Source organism: Sodalis sp. C49 (assembly GCF_046352915.1).
In the GTDB taxonomy this organism is placed as follows: Bacteria; Pseudomonadota; Gammaproteobacteria; order Enterobacterales; family Enterobacteriaceae; genus Acerihabitans.
The window spans coordinates 4,644,551-4,660,885 of the sequence record NZ_CP163303.1; the positions used below are offsets into that span (position 1 = coordinate 4,644,551).

Below are 16,335 nucleotides of genomic sequence, written 5' to 3' on the forward strand. Positions count from 1 at the left end.
AGCGGGAGACATGATGCGCAGCAGGACTCAAGTTTTACTCTTTACGGCGGGATTACTGGCCGGCAGCCTCAGCCTGGTTTCCCCCGTACGGGCGGAAGGCGAGCAGGATGCCGTTGCGCCGCAGCAGGAACAGGTACAACCGCAGCAGGAGCCGGCGCAGCCTGAACAGGCGCCGGCACCCGCGCAATCGGATTCGGCGCAGCCGCAGCTTACGCAACCCCAACCGGAGCTTACGCAGCCCCAGCCCGCCGCGCCCCCGTCCTACGAGCTCAATAAAATCATTATCGATGATAAAGAGCATCAAATCGGCGATACGGTACCGGCTAAATACCTCACCAAGCAGTATGAAATTGTCGAATGGCAAAAGCGCCATTTACCCGCTCCGGTAGAGAATAGCCACTGGACTTATGCCAGCGGCAATTACCTTCTGATCACCAATGACACCGGCAAAATTCTCAAAGCCGAATCGGGCGATATCTTTTTCAGTAATAACTGACTACCTTTGTGCCCGGTAACGCCCCGGCCTTTGGCCGGTGGTGCGCGTAAACGCCGAACTAAATGCCGTATCGGAACCGTAACCGACGCTGTCCGCCACCGCCGCCAGACTTTTGCCGGCCCGCAGGGCGTCGCCCGCCACCGCCATGCGCCACTCGATAAGATATTGCAGCGGCGGCACCCCGACCAGCCGCCTGAAATGCTGCGAGAACGTGGTGCGCGACATGGCGACCCTGGCCGCCAGTTCCCCCACGGTCCAGCGGCGGGCGATATCGGCGTGCATCAGGCCCAGCGCCGCGCCGATCTGCGGATCGGCCAGGGCGCCCAGCCAGCCGGGCGCTTGCATACCCGACCCCAGGTGCGCCCGCAGGATCTGGATGAGCACCATATTGGCGAGATTGGTGGCCACCACCGCGGCCCCCGGGCGTGAGGCTTCGGTCTCGATGCGCAGCAGTTCCAGCACCGCGCGCAGCGGCGCGGCGCTGGCTGACGCCGCCGGCACATGAACCACCGGCGGCAGTAGCTTCAATAACAGGGTGCCGGTGTCGTGCGCAAAAATAAAACGTCCGCCCGCCGCGCTCACCTTCTCGCCGCTGTCGCCATAACGCGCGATACCGTCTGCGCCAAGGTTTTTCGCCAGGGCCTCCCGGCCATCAACCGGCGCCAGCGTGGGATCGCTGCCGGTGCAATAGTCCTGGCCGCGCGTCAGCAAATAAAAATCACCGGTCATGATATGCACGGGCGGCATGCCGTCTTCACTCCACAGCCAGAATGATCCTTCCAACACGCCAGCGAATTTGATATGGCTCAGGCCGGAGAAACGCATCGCCCAGGGACCGTGCACCTCAATGCGCGCCGAAAGTAGGCTTTTAGCTTTCAACAGGGAAAACACATCCGACAACGGGTCCATAACATTCCGTACGATCGATGATAAATAGCGGGGAATTGATTATAGATTAATCGGCCGGCGGGCGCCATGATGCCTTCTGTCCCCGGCGTGGCCCGGCAAGGCCGCGCCGATTTTGATGGCGAATTAGGTGGAGGCGTATTCATGTCGCAAATCAACGGTAAAGTGGTGATTATTACCGGCGCGGGCAGCGGTATCGGCGCGGCGACCGCGCTGCTGCTGGCGTCGCGCGGCGCTAAAGTGGTGCTGGGCGCGCGCAGGCCGGAGCGGCTGGCGGCGCTGGCAACCCGTATACGAACCGAGGGGGGCGACGCGGCCTGTTTGCAAACCGATGTCACCCGGCGCGACGATGTGGCGCGTATTGTCGACCTGGCGTGCGAACGGTATGGCAAGCTGGATGTTTTGATCGGCAACGCCGGCGTGGGCCCGATTTCACCTCTCGACGAACTGAAGGTAGACGACTGGGAGGCGATGATCGATATTAATATCAAGGGCGTGTTGTATGGTATTGCCGCCGCGCTGCCGGTGTTCCGCGCCCAGGGTTTCGGCCATTTTGTCCACACCGCGTCCACCGCCGCGCATCGTATCGTACCGACCATGGCGGTCTATGCCGGCACGAAAATGGCGGTGCGCGCCATCTCCGAAGGGCTGCGGCAAGAGGCGGGGGAAACGCTGCGGGTCACGGTCATCTCTCCCGGTATGACGCGTACCGACTTTGCGCAGACCATCACCGATCCGGCCGTCAAGGCCCGGATCGAAGAGTCCATGAACACGTTCGGCATTGCGCCTGAGGCGATAGCGCGCGCCATCGCCTTTGCCATTGAACAGCCCGCCGATGTGGATGTGGGCGAGATTATCGTGCGTCCCACCGCGCAGGGTTAACCCGCAAGGCGGCCGCTATAAACGGAAGCTGGCAACCAGTTCCTCCAGCACCGCCGACTGGTCTTCCAGCGTGTTGGCGGCAAGCGAGGACTCGGTGACCAGAGCGGCGTTCTGTTGGGTCGTGGTATCCAGCTCGCTGATCGCCCGGGCGATTTGTTCGATGCCGTGGCTTTGCTCCTCCGAGGCCGAGGAAATCTCGCCCATGATGTCGTTGACGCGCGAAACCGAGGCGACGATTTGCTCCATGGTATCGCCGGCCTGGGCCACCAGTTTGGTGCCCACGTCAATGCGCGAGACGGACTCGCCTATTAAGGTGGCGATCTCTTTCGCCGCCTGCGAACTGCGTTGCGACAAATTGCGTACTTCGCTGGCCACCACCGCGAACCCACGGCCCTGCTCGCCGGCGCGCGCCGCTTCCACCGCCGCGTTAAGCGCCAGGATATTGGTCTGGAAAGCGATGCTGTTGATGACGGCGGTAATATCGGTGATTTTTTTCGAACTCAGGGAGATGTCGTCCATGGTCCTGACGACATTTTTCATCACTTCGCCGCCTTGATGGGCATTGTGGGTGGCTTCGCCGGCGATCTGGCTGGCATGTCTGGCGTTGTCGGCGTTGTTTTTCACCGTTGAGGTAAGCTCTTCCATGCTGGCGGCGGTCTCGACCACGGCGGCGGCCTGTTGCTCGGTGCGGGAAGACAGGTCGGTATTGCCCGTGGCGATTTTGGCCGCCGACGAGGCCACGGTGCCGACGCTGTCGCGCACATCGGAAATGATGGTGCGCAGTTTGGCGTTCATGCGCGCCATGGCGGCGGTAAGCTGGCCCAGTTCATCATGACTTTCAGGCGTTATCGACGCGGTGAGATCGCCGTCGGCAATGCGCTCGGCAACCGCGAGATTTTTCAGCACCGGCCGGGTAATCTGCCGGGTGATATACCAGGAGACGAGAATACCGAAGACCACCGCAATCAGGCCGATGATAATGGTCATGCTTGAAGAACCATACGCCAGCGCGTCATTTTTTTCTTTCACGATATTAATAATGACTTTGACCGCAGCGCTGCTCTTATCGCCGGCAAGCTTTACGCCATTTTCCGCCGCATTTAAATCCTTATAATCGGCATAGTAATTCTGGCTGATATCTTTATACTTGCCAAAGTAGCTCCAAAAAGCATCCAGGTCAGGCTTCTTTTCCGGTGCGAGGCTGATCGCTAAGTCGTTATATTTTTTCTCTGCATCCGCATAATTTTTTTGCAGCAAGGCTAATGCCTCATCGGTGCCTTTTAATTGCAAATTAAAGGAGTTGTCTTTAATTAAAATAAAGGCTAATACAAAATCATTGAGTTGATTATCCATATCGGTGCCAAACGTCTGGTTTAGCAAGGCGGTTTTAAAGGGGCCTATGGCGTCCTGGTTATGGAGATCGTCCAGCTGGGCGCGGATGGCAACCATCTTTTTGGAAAAAACACCCATGTTTTCCAGAGATTTATTAAAATCTCCCAGATAAAGGGCAATGCTATCCAGGCTTGCCATCGATTCTTTATCCCATGACAGTGCCTGGGCTTGGTGGGTGAGCGCGGCGGCGTCATCGATAAAGCCGGCCATGACTTTACGCACCGCGTCGTCGGACGAGTAAAGGTATTTAACGCGGTTGACTTTAACCTGGAAAACATCAATATTTATATTATAAACCAGATTGGTCTTTTCATAAATATCGCGAATTTCCTTGAAGCGTTGAACACTAAGGCCTGATGCAATAACGACCAGTAATAAGACAATGCCGAAGCCTAAAAAAAGTTTATGTGACACTTTAATGCTATTTATTTTACTTATTAAACTTGTCATTTCTGTTTCCCATATAAATGTCACAAATCAAACTGTGTAATACCTGAGATAAATGTCCTGCGTAGCTATCGGCAAATTTTTCCGCTTCTTTAGGTTATTTTCCGCGGAATGAGCGAATGGACAGTAAAAATATCGATGCGGAGTGGTGCGGCGGCGGTAGGGCGGTTGTTGTGGAAATTATGGGGATTCGCTCATGCCACCCTGTGCTTTGCGTGATGGCGTTAAGCCCAAATTTTGTCTTTTGCCCGTGCTGATATGCGGATGCCTGAAAAAAATAGTGCAACTGTCCAAGAGATGATGATGACTCAATCTTGACGGGTAATGCCTCGGCTTACCGATTGCAAATGAACGTTGGGAAATAATTACCGCTATTTTTTTAATAAAATAACAGGGCATCTATTTTTCGCCTGCCGCATGGCGGAAATAGAATAGCCGCTTTCACAAAAGAGCGAAAAAATAAACCGGGTGGATGTCACGTCGCCTACCCGACCGCATTGGCCTGGGATTTCCCCACCTCCGGCAAGAGTAGCTATACTAAAAGCCTATGGGTAACAAACAGGAGGATGCAGATGACTATTCATAAACACGGACAGGCACATTGGGAAGGCGATATCAAGCAGGGTAAGGGCACCATCTCCACGGAAAGCGGCGCCTTAAGCCAGCAACCCTATGGCTTCAATACCCGCTTTGAAGGCAAACCCGGCACCAATCCCGAAGAGCTTATCGGCGCCGCCCACTCGGCCTGTTTTTCCATGGCGCTATCCTTGATGCTGGGCGAGAAGGGATATACTGCGCAGAGTATTGATACCAAAGCCGATGTTTCCCTTGATAAGGTGGGCGGCGGCTACGGCATCACTAAAATCGCCCTGGACAGCAGCGTGGTAGTGCCAGGGATCGATAAACAGGAATTTGACGCCATTATCCAGCAGGCAAAAGAAAACTGCCCGGTGTCCAAGGTCCTAAAGGCTGACATTACGCTGACCTACCAGTTAAAAAACTGAATCGGCAGCACGACCTGATCCGCACCCCGTCTATCAGGGCGGGGTTTGCGCCACCGCTTTACCACGCAGTGGGTTTCCCCTCCCTACGCCGCATACCGCGTTTCGCCGCGCCGCCAAACCCCTTGCTCTTCCTTTACTCGCCTGAAGGCAAGTACCCGGATGCGCTGGTTTAATGTGATATTCATCACAAAAATCATGCTATGCTTACCGGTCTTTCCGTAAGGAAACTATCACGACGAGGTATGGGTATGATTACCGGTATGCGTATAGCGACCGTGCTGCAAATGATCCTGAATATCGGCCTGCTGTTCCTGGCGGCGATCCTGATCGTTTTTATGGGTAAGGAAACCGTTCTTCTGGCCAGGGTGTTGCTGGTAAACGGCGAACTGGCGTCTTACTACCAGATGATTGAAGGCATCGTCATTTATTTTCTGTATTTTGAGTTTATCGCCCTGATTGTGAAGTATTTCCAGTCCGGGTATCACTTTCCGCTGCGCTACTTTGTCTATATCGGCATCACGGCGATTATCCGCCTGATTATCGTCGATCATAAAGATCCGCAGGACACGCTGTATTATTCGGCCGCCATATTAATCCTGGTGGTAACGCTGTGGCTGGTCAACAGTAACCGGCTTAAGCGCGAATAGCCCCGTCAGTGATGCGGACTGCCCATGATTAGCGCTTCCCCCAAGCCTGGCGATCGTCGCCTGGATGAAAACGTGCCGGCGCCGGACATCATCCGGCCTGCTTTTACATGATAAAAACGCGCCATGGCGCATTGGTGGGCGAGGGTAGGGCAAGGAGCCTTCAGTAATAGGCCGCTAAGCATTGCAAAATCCCCTTGCCGCTATTGGCCAATGACGGATATCCCTGCAATAATTTGTCAATAACATCATGATTAAGCTCAGGCAAGCCGGCGTGCTTTAGATAGTTACTTAAATGCATTATAACCAATGAAATATAAAATTTTTTATTGATCGATGCGGCATTAAATACCGTATTTGCGCATTCCAACGTCAGATAAAAATTTTCCCCCGTAAAATTTTTCTTAGGGAATATCAGTTTATACATTTTTTGCTTTTTATTTGGCTCACAATAATAAGATGCATAGAAATTATTACCTAATATAGGATAATGCATATTTATTTGGTCCATCAGTTTTAACGGGATATCGTTAAATTCATTATCATCTTTATCTGTGACAGTTGTAATGGACAGCCTGCCGGATGCCGCGTGAAAGTTTAAAGCAGGGTTATCACTATCATCGATAAGGGTGGTATTTTTGAGCAGTTCTATCGTCCCGCTATCGCCGTCGAGCAAAATCGGCAGATAAAGGTGTTTTTCATGCGGCAGCAAAACGCTTATATCATAATATTTTTTATGCAGTTCTTGTTTTAAACATTCATATGAACGACAGGCGAAACCTGGGTTTCCCTTGCCGGGGGTATTATCACCATCGGCGAAGTTTGGTTTATGGATTTTTGCCGGGGGACCTTCCTGGTGGCGGAGTATGGGGCTGCGCATTGCGGTAAAGGGCCGCGGGACATTGGTTACGCTTAAGCCGAATGCCGGATTGAACGGCCCGGCTTGCCGAGCGGCGGCGACATCATTTATGGCGGTATCGGAGGAAGAGGATGTTGAATTGATATTGTTCATGCGCCCGCCGTTGAGTTTCACCTGATAAAAAGAGTGTGGGTATAATAAATCACCGGTGTCTTTGATAAAGCGCTTAATCAGTACAGAGATTGAACGCTATTCTTTGAAATTTTGTAGGAGATTGCCCCGGAGGACTTGCCAGGCGTGTTGATTAGGCGGTAGCGACGTTGGTGTGGCCGCGCGCAGGCGGGTTTGCCCTTGCGCTCAATCAAGGCCGATATAATAGCGGCGATATTGCGTGGGCGTGGTTTTCAGCCGCCGTAAAAAGGCGCGCCGCAGAATATCCACGCTGGAAAAACCGCAGGCGGCGGCGATTTCCTTCGGCGCCAGACGGCTGGATTCAAGCAGGTCGCGCGCTTTGGCCACCCGCTCCTGCTCCAGCCAGCGCGCCGGCGCCACTCCCAGCGCCTCCTGGAAGAGACGCGTAAAATGCCGGGTACTGAGCTGCATATGATCGGCCAGGGTTTTCACCTTTTTCACCTCATCGAGATGGGCGACGGCCCAGCGCTGCATATCCTGCAAGGACGATCTGCCGGCCAGCGAGGCGCGGCCGCTGCGGCTGAAATGCCCTTGGCCGACCGGGCGGGTGAAAAACATCACCAGGTTGGCGGCGATCGCCAGCGCCACCTCGCGGCCCAGATCCTCTTCCACCATCCGCAGCGCCAGATCCAGACCGGACGTTACGCCCGCCGCCGTGCGCAGCGGGCCGTCGCAGATATAGATTTCATCGCCATTGACCCGCACGCCGGGGTAGCGGCGCGCCAGTTCCCCGCATACCGCCCAATGGGTGGTGACCCGGAAGCCATCCATTAATCCGGTAGCCGCCAGCACCAGCGCGCCGGTGCATACCGAGCCATAACGCTGGCTTTGCCGGCAGCAGGCCGCCAGCGCCGCCAGGCTGTGCGCATCCAGATTAACGCCCGCCGCCGCCGGCGCGCCCGCCACCAGGAAGCTATCCAGCGGCCCGGTAAGCGTCTCCCGCAACGACAGGTCGGGGACGATTTTTACTCCCGAGGATGAGGTAACGATCTGCTGATCCAGCCCCATGACCCGCATACGGTAAACCACGCGCCCCAGGATGGCGTTCGCCTCGGCAAACACGTCCAGCGGCCCGGAAATATCCAGTAGCTGCGCGCCGGGCAGCGCGAGGCAGACTATTTCTTTACGCATATCCTATTCCGTACCTCAATGGGTTATTGCATGGCACCGGTCAGCGTTTTGTCTCAAATCGTCGTAATACGGTGATTGAAGACACTGAGCATGAGCCATTACCCTGGTCAGGTCAATTAACCGGAGGTAATCACCATGGCTTTCAGCATCAACGGTATCAGCGTGCCCGACAGCAAAATGGCGCGCGAAGCAACGGAGCTGGTGCGCGACACCGAATCCGATCTGCTGTTTCATCATTCCAGCCGCACCTATTATTGGGGGGCGCTGGCCGGGCGGCAGCGCGGCCTTCGCGTCGATCAAGAATTGTTGTATATCGGCTGCCTGTTCCACGACATGGGGCTGACACGGGAGCACTGCAGCTGCGATAAGCGTTTTGAGGTGGACGGCGCCGATGCGGCGCGCGATTTCCTGCGCCGGTACGGTGTCGGCCAGGCGGATATCGATAAGGTCTGGACCGCCATCGCCCTGCATACCACGCCGGGGGTGCCGGAGTTTATGGCGCCGGAAATCGCCCTGGTCACCGCCGGCGTGGAGATGGATGTACTGGGCATTAACTATGCGTCCTACCCGGAAGACGTGCGGGAACAGGTGGTGGCCGAGCATCCGCGCACGCCGGCGTTTAAAGAAGACATTATCCAGGCGTTTTATGACGGCATTAAGCATAAGCCGGACACCACCTTCGGCAATGTTAAAGCCGATGTGATTGCCGATAAGGAACCGGGTTTTATGCCCGGCGACTTTTGCGCGCTTATCCGCGCGTCGCGCTGGAAAGGGTAACCGCCGCGCAAGGCGGCGAGTTGATCAGCGGCTTTGCGTCAGTTTTGCCATAAACGCCAGGCTGTGGTGCCACGAATCCGCCGAGGCGTGGGCATTGGCGGCGGGCGTGCCGCCGGCGGCCATGATAATGCCCGATACCGCATGGGGCTTATCGATAACCGTGGCCGGCACATACGGCGTGGCAATGGCGTGGCCGGCGTCGGGATAATCCAGGTGCTGAACGGGGTAAGGATAGGCGTGATCGTTAAGCGTCCTGGTCACATGGCGGCAGTAGTCGGTGGACGGCCAGAATCCATCGTCGCCGCCGGAAATCAACAGCACCGGGCAGCGCATATTTTCCACCCGGATGCGCGCGGCTTCCACCGCGGCGGTATTCCGCTGGGCGTGGACAAACGCCGCCGCCTGGCGCCGCGGCTGCGGGGCGTTGTCGATTTCGCGCCAGCATGCCTGCGCGTCGTTTCCATGCCAGACAATCGGCAGCGGCTTGCCCTGGTAAACCCAGCAGGGCGCGAAGCGGCTTTCACCCGGGCGTCCCGCCGCCAGTACGCCGTGCGTTACCGAACTGGGAACATAGGCGATCACGGCGGACACCCGTTCGGGAAAGGTGGCGGCCAGCAGCAGGGATAATTCCCCGCCGCGCGACTGCCCGCTGACCGCGACAAAACCCTTGCGCGGCCGCAGCCGCTCGTGTACCCAGGCCAGGGCGTCGGCGAAATATTCCAGCGGCGTGGCGGAGATATGCGACGGCAGGCCCGGCGCGCCGAAGTACCCCAATGCCAGCGCCGCATAGCCGCGGGAAGCCCATAACGCGGCGCGCTGATGATTGATGCCGCCGCCGGATCCGTTGAGGTAGATAACCACCGGATGCGGCCCCGGCGTGCCAGGCGTATAGAGCGCGCCCACCAGGCCCTGCTCTTCAATCGGCCGATAGGCGACGTTATCGGCGCTAAACTGTTGCACCATTTGCGCGTCGGCATGGACAGGTGCGGCATCCACCCCGGCGGAGCGTCCCGTTGCGCGCAGATGCACGGTGACCGGCGCGATAACCGCCGGATGACCGGCGGCGCCGGTCGGCGGGGAAACCTGCCGCTGCGACCACAGTAATCCCTGGCCGTCTACGCCCCGGTAATCACCGGCAACCGGCGCATCATGCTGCAAATCCACCGTGCCGTCATCCGCCGCGATAAATTGCGCGTAACTGCGCCAGGCCGCGCCATCGCCGGTGCGGGATGTGGCTTCAATCTCAACCGTGGCGCCGGGGCGCAGGCCATGGAGACGGATGCGGCGCGGTTCATCCACCAAGGCGATGGCCGGGGTAACGGTCAGTGTCAGCGGCATCATCAATTCTCCTCCATTTTGGCCACGCGGGCCTGTTGCTGTACGGCCTGTTTATCGAAATGATTAATATCGCCGACCAGCGCGTTGGTGAAAATCTTATCCAGCGGTACGCTGGCCACGTCCAACTCACCGGCGTCATGCATCAAGGCGACATAGCGGGCAATGGCGTCGATATCGTATCGTCCCGGCACCACCGGCTGACCCTCAGGTGTGTAAAGGGTGCGTTTTAACCGGCGTTCCAACAGGAATACCGCGTCTTTCAGCCTGGCCTGGTAGACCTCGGCGCCCGGTTTTAATTCCGGCTGCGCCTGCCAGAATGTCTGGACGCAGAAGCCGGGATTGGCCTCACACGCCAGTGTGGCCTTGGTGATGGCGCGGCCAAAACCCACCAGCATGGCGCGGCGATCGCGCAGGGTATCGTTATGGGCGATAAAGCCATTGCCCACCATCGCGGAAAATTCGGCCGGATAGGACAACCGGCGGATTTTAGTGCCGCTTTGCTCCAGCATGTCGTGCCAGCTCTGGTTAAAGTTCAGCGCGTCGACGCGGCCTTCCTTTAACGCCAGGAAGCCGGCGCCGAGCGCGCCGGTGGCCACGATCTGCACGTCTTTATCCGGATTCAGTCCCTGGTTGGCCAGCACGGCGCGGGTTTGCGGAATCGAAGCCCAGGTCAGGGCGCCGACGCCGATTTTTTTCCCTTTCAGGTCGGCCAGGGTCTTGATGGGCGAACTGTCCAATACCGCCAGCTCCATGCCGCCGGAAGGCCGGGCGTTATAGAAAAACTGTACCGGCAAGGGTTGTTTGCCGGGGGCATAGGACGCCAGCACCGGCTCCGGCATCGGAAAGCCGATATCGATTTTTTTGCTGTTAACCTGCGGCAGCAGGGCGCCGGCGCCCTGGAAAACGATGGTTTTCACCGCCAGGTTTTCCGCGCGGAAGTAACCCAGCTTATCGGCGGCGCTATAAATACTGCCGTCGACCACGGTTTGGGGAATATTCAATCCCACGATAATCTGTTCTTCAGCCTGGGCCGCCGCACTTAGCGCCAGGCAAAAAAAAGTGCTGAATAAATAACCACGTTGTGTCATGAAATAGCGAGCCTCGTTAATGTCATCAAACCTGGGGTTAGCGCACCGTGCGGGTATCATCGGCCCGGGGTGTTTCCCAAAAAACCAGGCGCCGGTGCAGCCAGCGCACGCTTTGCGCCCCGATAAGCCCTATCACCGCCAGCAGGAATACGCCGGCAAACATCGTGCTGACGTTTAAATTCGCCGCGGCGGCGCCAATCATGTAACCGAGCCCGGCTTCCGACGACACCAGTTCGCCCACCACGGCGCCAATCAGCGCCAGCGCAATGCCTATCTGCAGACCGGCAAAAATATCCCCGGCCACCGACGGCAGCTTAACGTGGCGGAAGATATACCAGCGGGAGGCGGAAAAGGCCCGGCAGGCGTCAATCAGGTCGGCATCTACCCGCTTAAATCCCACCAGAGTATTGATAAACAGCGGGAAAAAGCATAACAGCACCACCAGCACCACCTTGGAGGCGATGCCGAAACCAAACCAGACCAGGATCAGCGGCGCCAGGGCCACTTTAGGCGTGGATTGGATAGCCACCAGCAGCGGGTAAACGAATTTCTCGAAGGTGGCGGATTCCGCCAGCGCGGCGCCGGCGATCAGGGCAAAGCCGCTGCCCAGCGCATACCCGATAAGCGTGGCCGACAGGGTATAGCCGATATGCTTCCAGATAACGCCCTGGCGGAACAGATCCAGCAGGGTGGTCCACACCGCGGTGGGGGCGGGTAAAATATATTCCGGAATATTCAGCAGGCTGACGGCCAGTTGCCATGCCAGCAACAATACCGTAAGCGTTATCAGCGGATAAATCACCGATAGGATCCGGTTCATTGCGCGTGCTCCATAAAATGCCGGCGCAGGTGCCGGCATGCCTCGCTGAACGGGGGCGAGGAGAGGGTCTCAGGCGATCGGGGCCGCGGCAGGGTTATCCGGTAGTCTTCGATAAGGGTTCCCGGGCGGGCGGACATGACCAGGACCCGGTCCGACAGGAACACCGCCTCCGGGATGCTATGGGTAATAAACAGCACGGATTTCCGGTCTTGCAGCCAGACGCGCTGCAGTTCCAGGGTCAGGGTTTCCCGGGTCATGGCATCCAGCGCCGCGAAGGGCTCATCCATCAATAACAGTTTGGGATCCCCCAGCAGCATGCGCGCCAGCCCGACTCTCTGCTGCATGCCCCCGGACAGTTCATTAGGGTAGTTGTGGCTGAATTCGCTCAGTCCCACCAGCGCAAGCAGTTCCAGGGCGCGGGCATGCGCCCGGGTGAAATCCAGCTTAAGCGTATGCGCCGGCATGAGGATATTTTCCAGCACGGTTTTCCAGGGCATCAGGGTGGGTTTCTGGAACGCCACGCCGATATTGCGGTTAGGGCCGTGGGACGGCTTGCCGGCAATGGTAATTTGCCCCGCGGAGGGACGCAGCAGGCCGGCGGCGATTTTCAGCAGCGTCGATTTTCCGCAGCCGGACGGCCCCAGCAGCGTGACGAACTCGCCCGTGCCGATGCGCAGGCTGACCTGTTTCAGCGCTTCTATTATCCCACGACGGGTACGGTAGGTGACCGAAATACCTTCGGCGTTAAGCATCGGGTCAGCCGGGGCAATGCCCGGCGGCGAAGAAAGCGTATCGCCCGGCGCGCCCCGGACAATAGCCCCCGTAAAGCGGGGTGAAACGGCAACCATAAAATGATCCTTAATGCATATTGTGAGCAGCTCACCGCGGGTGTCTGGGGTGATTTGACATGGCTCAGTATGTGAGGAAAATAATGGAAGCTCTAATAAATAAACCGGGATTAAATATGAGTTAAATGCATCGGCTGAGCTGCTTAAGGATAAGCGCCGGCCAGGTGCAGAAGGCGTATTGGTGGTGCTGATGACGCGGGGTTGATCAGAAGCTGTCGATGATTTTCGCTACTTCATCCGCGCTATTATTCGTGCAAAACAAAGTGATTTGCTGCTTTTCATTATCTTTATTATATTTTGTTGCCATATAGTCGACGAAATGTATGCCGGAGGCTGCCGCGGAAAGCGCCTTTGTCCCACCGGAATAAACAATATCATTTTTAATATCATAATAGCAAAAATGGCCGGCGCTGTAGCTGCTGGTCAGAAAAATACAGTGGTCGCCAAAGTTGGCGGCAAGGAAATGCCGGATCTCCGCCGCGTGGTTAAATAAATCCCGGGGGCGGACATTCGCCTGCAGGCTGGTTTTCTGATTATCATGGCGCGTGAGGGTAAAATCGACGCCATGGCGCTCCTGGCTGATATCGTTACCGTCCAGCATGCATAAGCCGATGTCGAACTGCCCGCCTTGCCTGAGCGGCGCCAGGATCGACGCCGGTACGGAAAAGTCGAAAGGACTGATGGATCTGTGCGCCATCATATACGCGGCGGCAATAAAACAGGGCTGGGGAATGTCGTGGTATATATTATGCAGGATATCGATTTTTTTATGGATATCGATTTTATCGGTATCGTCGCTCAGCGCTGTCTGCATCAGGATAAAATCCGCCAGCAGCGTATTATCGTAGGCGGCGGGATGATCATGGTAATCGCTTATGATTAAATTCGTTAATAATTCGATAGTAATATTAGACAGCTCAAAGACTTTCTCGCCATAGGCTATTACCAATCCGCCATCGCAGTCGAGCAGCGAAAGGGTGAATGCGTTGTCGAATCGGATGTCCTGAACGTTTTTTTTATCACGGGTAGCGGTATACGTTTTAACGAAAATCTCATTAAAAAAATCGATATTATTGCTATCTATAGTCACATTCCCTATTTCTGCGGGAAGCGGCGTTGCGGCGTAGCCGGTTTTTTTTAACAATGCAATTAAAAGGTCACCGGCAAGATGGTGGTCGTGCGCGGTGCTGCTATGGCCGGCGGTAAGGGATGGCTGATTTTGCGGTGCCGAGGCGAGTGTTACATTTAAAGGCATATAGTAGAAACCTAATGGATAATGATGTCGATGGGAGTGAGCATTATATTGATGGCATAAGTGCCGAAGCATAGTGCGCAATAAGTAATGCGCTGCGCAGTTTACGCGAACAGGTAATAGCATTGCAATGCGCGGTGCTATTGAATTTAATTAATGCCAGATATTAATTTATTTGAAAAAATAATATCTACGAATAAACTAATCAACTTCTTTCAATACGGCAATAAATGCCCTCAGCCCCAACGGCACATGGCGATTGCCGGGATAATATAAAAATAACCCGGGTATCGGCGGGCACCACTCCTCAAGCACCCGGATAAGTTTACCCTGGTCGATATAGGGCTGGGCCACCGGCGCGGGTAAGTAGGCGATGCCCAGTCCGGCGGCGGCGGATTCCGCCATCAGGCCCAGGTGGTCCAGGGTCAGGGCGCCGGGCACGTCGAGGGCGATTTCCTGGCCGTTGCGGGCAAATTCCCAGCGGAAAATCTTGCCGCTGGGCAGGCGCAGGCGGATGCATTCATGTCTTTTCAAGTCGTCCGGCGTCTGCGGCGGCCTGCGGCCCGCCAGATAGGCGGGAGCGGCCACCGTCACAAAACGTACCTCGCCGCCGAAACGCACGGCAATCATATCCTGCGGCAGCGCCTCGCCCAGGCGAACGCCGGCGTCAAAACCGCCGGCGACGATATCCACCAGCCGGTTCTCCGTCACCAGATCGAGGGACATTTCCGGGTAGCGCGCCAGAAACGCCGGCACCACCCGCGCCAGCAGTTGCCGGGCCGCCGGCTCGCTGGCGTTAATGCGTAATATGCCGCTGGGCCGGTCGCGGAATTCGTTGACATCCTCCAGCGCCGAATCCAGATCCCTGAGCAACGGGCGCAGACGGGACACCAGCCGCTCGCCGGCCTCGGTGGGCGCCACGCTGCGGGTGGTCCGGTGCAGCAGCCGCACCCCCATATTCTGCTCCAGCACCCGCATCATATGGCTGAGGGTGGAGGGGGACAGGCCTAGCTCGTCCGCCGCCTTGCGAAAGCTGCGATGGGCGACTATCGCGGCGAAAGCGGTTAAATCCGCTAAATCGGGTTTTTTCATTGCTGGGTTTATTTCACTTCTTCATGCGATATTGTACGGATAGTAGCATGGATCTGCGGGCCTTATACTCAGTTAACGCGCCATCATAGCGGCGCCTTAACAATAAGGAGACAGCGTATGTCTAGAACGTGGTTTATTACCGGCACGTCCTCGGGACTTGGCCGGGAACTGACGGAAAAACTCCTGGCGCGCGGCGATCGCGTCGCGGCAACCTTGCGCAAGACCGGCGCGCTTGACGATCTGCTGGCGCGGTATGGCGACCGTCTGTGGGTGGCGTCGTTGGACGTTACCGATACGCAGCAGGTGCATCGTGTTTTCGATCAGGCCGTCGCGCATTGGGGCCGTATCGACATCGTGGTGAGCAATGCCGGTTATGCGGTGTTCGGCGCGGGCGAGGAGGCGAGCGATGAGCAGATCCGTCATCAGATCGATACCAATCTCATCGGCTCGATCCAGCTTATCCGCGTCGCCTTGCCGCACCTGCGCCGCCAGGGCGGCGGGCGGATCCTGCAGATATCCTCGGAGGGCGGCCAAACCGCCTATCCCAATTTCAGCCTGTATCATGCCACTAAATGGGGTATCGAGGGATTCGTCGAGGCGGTGGCCCAGGAAGTGGCGCCGTTCAATATCGAGTTTACCCTGGTGGAACCGGGACCGGCGAAAACAGGCTTCGGCGGCGCGCTGATCACCCCGCCGCCGATGGCGGAGTATGACGCCACCCCGGCGGGGGATATGCGTCGCGCGCTGGCCGCTGAGGCTTTCCCGATCCTGGGGGACCCGGTAAAGATGGTCCGGGAAATCATGGCCAGCGTGGAGCGCAGCCCCGCTCCCCGGCGGCTGACGCTGGGCAGCCAGGCTTATGATCATCTCCACGCGACGCTGACGCAGCGGCTGGCCGCGCTGGAAGCGCAAAAAGACATTGCTCTATCGACCGATATTGACCAGTGAAAGACAAGATATCGCGCAGGGCGGCGGGAATGATTCCGGGTGCCGATCCTCTGCGCGATGATTAATTTAGTAATTTACCGGGCGGCGACATTTCCCGCAGACAATAAAAGTTACTGCGATCCTTTTCACGTTTTGCAGATAAACGGCTTTATTCGGTCAGGGTCATGATCCAGCCCCAAAAGTTAAATAATCCCTGTTGCTATTCAGTTATATAAACTT

At 56.9% G+C, this 16,335-nt stretch carries 16 protein-coding genes; 6 read left to right on the plus strand and 10 right to left on the minus strand.

Annotation, left to right across the window (positions count from 1 at the left end):
• Window positions 1-10: 10 nt before the first annotated feature.
• Complete coding sequence (locus ABUK12_RS21000; RefSeq protein WP_410013628.1) at window positions 11-496, plus strand: RcnB family protein; 486 nt, start codon at window positions 11-13, stop codon at window positions 494-496.
• Here ABUK12_RS21000 and ABUK12_RS21005 read toward each other — a convergent pair whose 3' ends face one another.
• Window positions 497-1,405, minus strand: a complete 909-nt coding sequence (locus ABUK12_RS21005; protein WP_410013629.1) for a cupin domain-containing protein — start codon at window positions 1,403-1,405, stop codon at window positions 497-499.
• A 141-nt stretch (window positions 1,406-1,546) separates the two neighbouring features.
• Here ABUK12_RS21005 and ABUK12_RS21010 point away from each other — a divergent pair, with 141 nt between their 5' ends.
• Window positions 1,547-2,284 carry an SDR family oxidoreductase gene (locus tag ABUK12_RS21010; RefSeq protein ID WP_410016736.1) on the plus strand — a complete coding sequence of 246 codons (738 nt, stop codon included), beginning with the start codon at window positions 1,547-1,549 and terminating at the stop codon, window positions 2,282-2,284.
• 15 nt (window positions 2,285-2,299) lie between these two features.
• Here the strand turns inward: ABUK12_RS21010 and ABUK12_RS21015 are convergent, their stop codons facing one another.
• On the minus strand, window positions 2,300-4,126 hold the full coding sequence (locus tag ABUK12_RS21015; RefSeq protein ID WP_410013630.1) for a methyl-accepting chemotaxis protein: 1,827 nt from the start codon (window positions 4,124-4,126) through the stop codon (window positions 2,300-2,302).
• A 569-nt stretch (window positions 4,127-4,695) separates the two neighbouring features.
• Here ABUK12_RS21015 and ABUK12_RS21020 point away from each other — a divergent pair.
• Both ABUK12_RS21020 and psiE read left to right on the plus strand, forming a co-directional pair.
• Window positions 4,696-5,127 (plus strand): OsmC family protein, encoded by a 432-nt coding sequence (locus ABUK12_RS21020; protein ID WP_410013631.1) that lies wholly within the window; start codon window positions 4,696-4,698, stop codon window positions 5,125-5,127.
• A 248-nt stretch (window positions 5,128-5,375) separates the two neighbouring features.
• The gene (gene psiE, locus ABUK12_RS21025) at window positions 5,376-5,774 is read left to right on the plus strand and encodes a phosphate-starvation-inducible protein PsiE (protein WP_410013632.1); all 399 of its coding nucleotides are present in this window, start codon (window positions 5,376-5,378) and stop codon (window positions 5,772-5,774) included.
• 160 nt (window positions 5,775-5,934) lie between these two features.
• Here psiE and ABUK12_RS21030 read toward each other — a convergent pair whose 3' ends face one another.
• Both ABUK12_RS21030 and ABUK12_RS21035 read right to left on the minus strand, forming a co-directional pair.
• Window positions 5,935-6,783 (minus strand): hypothetical protein, encoded by an 849-nt coding sequence (locus ABUK12_RS21030; RefSeq protein ID WP_410013633.1) that lies wholly within the window; start codon window positions 6,781-6,783, stop codon window positions 5,935-5,937.
• A gap of 204 nt (window positions 6,784-6,987) precedes the next feature.
• On the minus strand, window positions 6,988-7,953 hold the full coding sequence (locus ABUK12_RS21035; protein ID WP_410013634.1) for a GlxA family transcriptional regulator: 966 nt from the start codon (window positions 7,951-7,953) through the stop codon (window positions 6,988-6,990).
• Window positions 7,954-8,088: 135 nt separating this feature from the next.
• On the opposite strand from ABUK12_RS21035, the gene ABUK12_RS21040 reads away from it, so the two are divergent.
• On the plus strand, window positions 8,089-8,730 hold the full coding sequence (locus ABUK12_RS21040) for an HD domain-containing protein (protein WP_410013635.1): 642 nt from the start codon (window positions 8,089-8,091) through the stop codon (window positions 8,728-8,730).
• Window positions 8,731-8,754: 24 nt separating this feature from the next.
• Here ABUK12_RS21040 and ABUK12_RS21045 read toward each other — a convergent pair whose 3' ends face one another.
• The 6 genes from ABUK12_RS21045 to ABUK12_RS21070 all read right to left on the minus strand — a co-directional run bounded on the left by ABUK12_RS21045 (window position 8,755) and on the right by ABUK12_RS21070 (window position 15,168).
• Window positions 8,755-10,071, minus strand: coding sequence for an acyl-CoA thioester hydrolase/BAAT C-terminal domain-containing protein (locus ABUK12_RS21045; RefSeq protein WP_410013636.1), 1,317 nt, complete (start codon window positions 10,069-10,071; stop codon window positions 8,755-8,757).
• Window positions 10,071-11,156: an ABC transporter substrate-binding protein gene (locus ABUK12_RS21050; RefSeq protein WP_410013637.1), complete on the minus strand. Its 1,086-nt coding sequence runs from the start codon at window positions 11,154-11,156 to the stop codon at window positions 10,071-10,073. The genes ABUK12_RS21045 and ABUK12_RS21050 overlap by 1 nt, the downstream gene beginning before the upstream one ends.
• A 37-nt stretch (window positions 11,157-11,193) precedes the next feature.
• Window positions 11,194-11,976 (minus strand): ABC transporter permease, encoded by a 783-nt coding sequence (locus tag ABUK12_RS21055; protein WP_410013638.1) that lies wholly within the window; start codon window positions 11,974-11,976, stop codon window positions 11,194-11,196.
• Window positions 11,973-12,824, minus strand: a complete 852-nt coding sequence (locus ABUK12_RS21060; RefSeq protein WP_410013639.1) for an ABC transporter ATP-binding protein — start codon at window positions 12,822-12,824, stop codon at window positions 11,973-11,975. The genes ABUK12_RS21055 and ABUK12_RS21060 overlap by 4 nt, the downstream gene beginning before the upstream one ends.
• A 205-nt stretch (window positions 12,825-13,029) precedes the next feature.
• Window positions 13,030-14,202, minus strand: a complete 1,173-nt coding sequence (locus ABUK12_RS21065) for a hypothetical protein (protein ID WP_410013640.1) — start codon at window positions 14,200-14,202, stop codon at window positions 13,030-13,032.
• 75 nt (window positions 14,203-14,277) lie between these two features.
• Window positions 14,278-15,168 carry a LysR family transcriptional regulator gene (locus ABUK12_RS21070; RefSeq protein ID WP_410013641.1) on the minus strand — a complete coding sequence of 297 codons (891 nt, stop codon included), beginning with the start codon at window positions 15,166-15,168 and terminating at the stop codon, window positions 14,278-14,280.
• Between the two features lie 117 nt (window positions 15,169-15,285).
• On the opposite strand from ABUK12_RS21070, the gene ABUK12_RS21075 reads away from it, so the two are divergent.
• Complete coding sequence (locus tag ABUK12_RS21075; protein ID WP_410013642.1) at window positions 15,286-16,116, plus strand: SDR family oxidoreductase; 831 nt, start codon at window positions 15,286-15,288, stop codon at window positions 16,114-16,116.
• Window positions 16,117-16,335: the final 219 nt, after the last annotated feature.

Coding starts and splice junctions, on each gene's coding strand:
- ABUK12_RS21000 (WP_410013628.1), top strand. CDS start 11: ATGATGCGCAGCAGGACTCAAGTTTTACTCTTTACGGCGGGATTACTG.
- ABUK12_RS21005 (WP_410013629.1), bottom strand. CDS start 1,405: ATGGACCCGTTGTCGGATGTGTTTTCCCTGTTGAAAGCTAAAAGCCTA.
- ABUK12_RS21010 (WP_410016736.1), top strand. CDS start 1,547: ATGTCGCAAATCAACGGTAAAGTGGTGATTATTACCGGCGCGGGCAGC.
- ABUK12_RS21015 (WP_410013630.1), bottom strand. CDS start 4,126: ATGACAAGTTTAATAAGTAAAATAAATAGCATTAAAGTGTCACATAAA.
- ABUK12_RS21020 (WP_410013631.1), top strand. CDS start 4,696: ATGACTATTCATAAACACGGACAGGCACATTGGGAAGGCGATATCAAG.
- psiE (WP_410013632.1), top strand. CDS start 5,376: ATGATTACCGGTATGCGTATAGCGACCGTGCTGCAAATGATCCTGAAT.
- ABUK12_RS21030 (WP_410013633.1), bottom strand. CDS start 6,783: ATGAACAATATCAATTCAACATCCTCTTCCTCCGATACCGCCATAAAT.
- ABUK12_RS21035 (WP_410013634.1), bottom strand. CDS start 7,953: ATGCGTAAAGAAATAGTCTGCCTCGCGCTGCCCGGCGCGCAGCTACTG.
- ABUK12_RS21040 (WP_410013635.1), top strand. CDS start 8,089: ATGGCTTTCAGCATCAACGGTATCAGCGTGCCCGACAGCAAAATGGCG.
- ABUK12_RS21045 (WP_410013636.1), bottom strand. CDS start 10,071: ATGATGCCGCTGACACTGACCGTTACCCCGGCCATCGCCTTGGTGGAT.
- ABUK12_RS21050 (WP_410013637.1), bottom strand. CDS start 11,156: ATGACACAACGTGGTTATTTATTCAGCACTTTTTTTTGCCTGGCGCTA.
- ABUK12_RS21055 (WP_410013638.1), bottom strand. CDS start 11,976: ATGAACCGGATCCTATCGGTGATTTATCCGCTGATAACGCTTACGGTA.
- ABUK12_RS21060 (WP_410013639.1), bottom strand. CDS start 12,824: ATGGTTGCCGTTTCACCCCGCTTTACGGGGGCTATTGTCCGGGGCGCG.
- ABUK12_RS21065 (WP_410013640.1), bottom strand. CDS start 14,202: ATGCTATTACCTGTTCGCGTAAACTGCGCAGCGCATTACTTATTGCGC.
- ABUK12_RS21070 (WP_410013641.1), bottom strand. CDS start 15,168: ATGAAAAAACCCGATTTAGCGGATTTAACCGCTTTCGCCGCGATAGTC.
- ABUK12_RS21075 (WP_410013642.1), top strand. CDS start 15,286: ATGTCTAGAACGTGGTTTATTACCGGCACGTCCTCGGGACTTGGCCGG.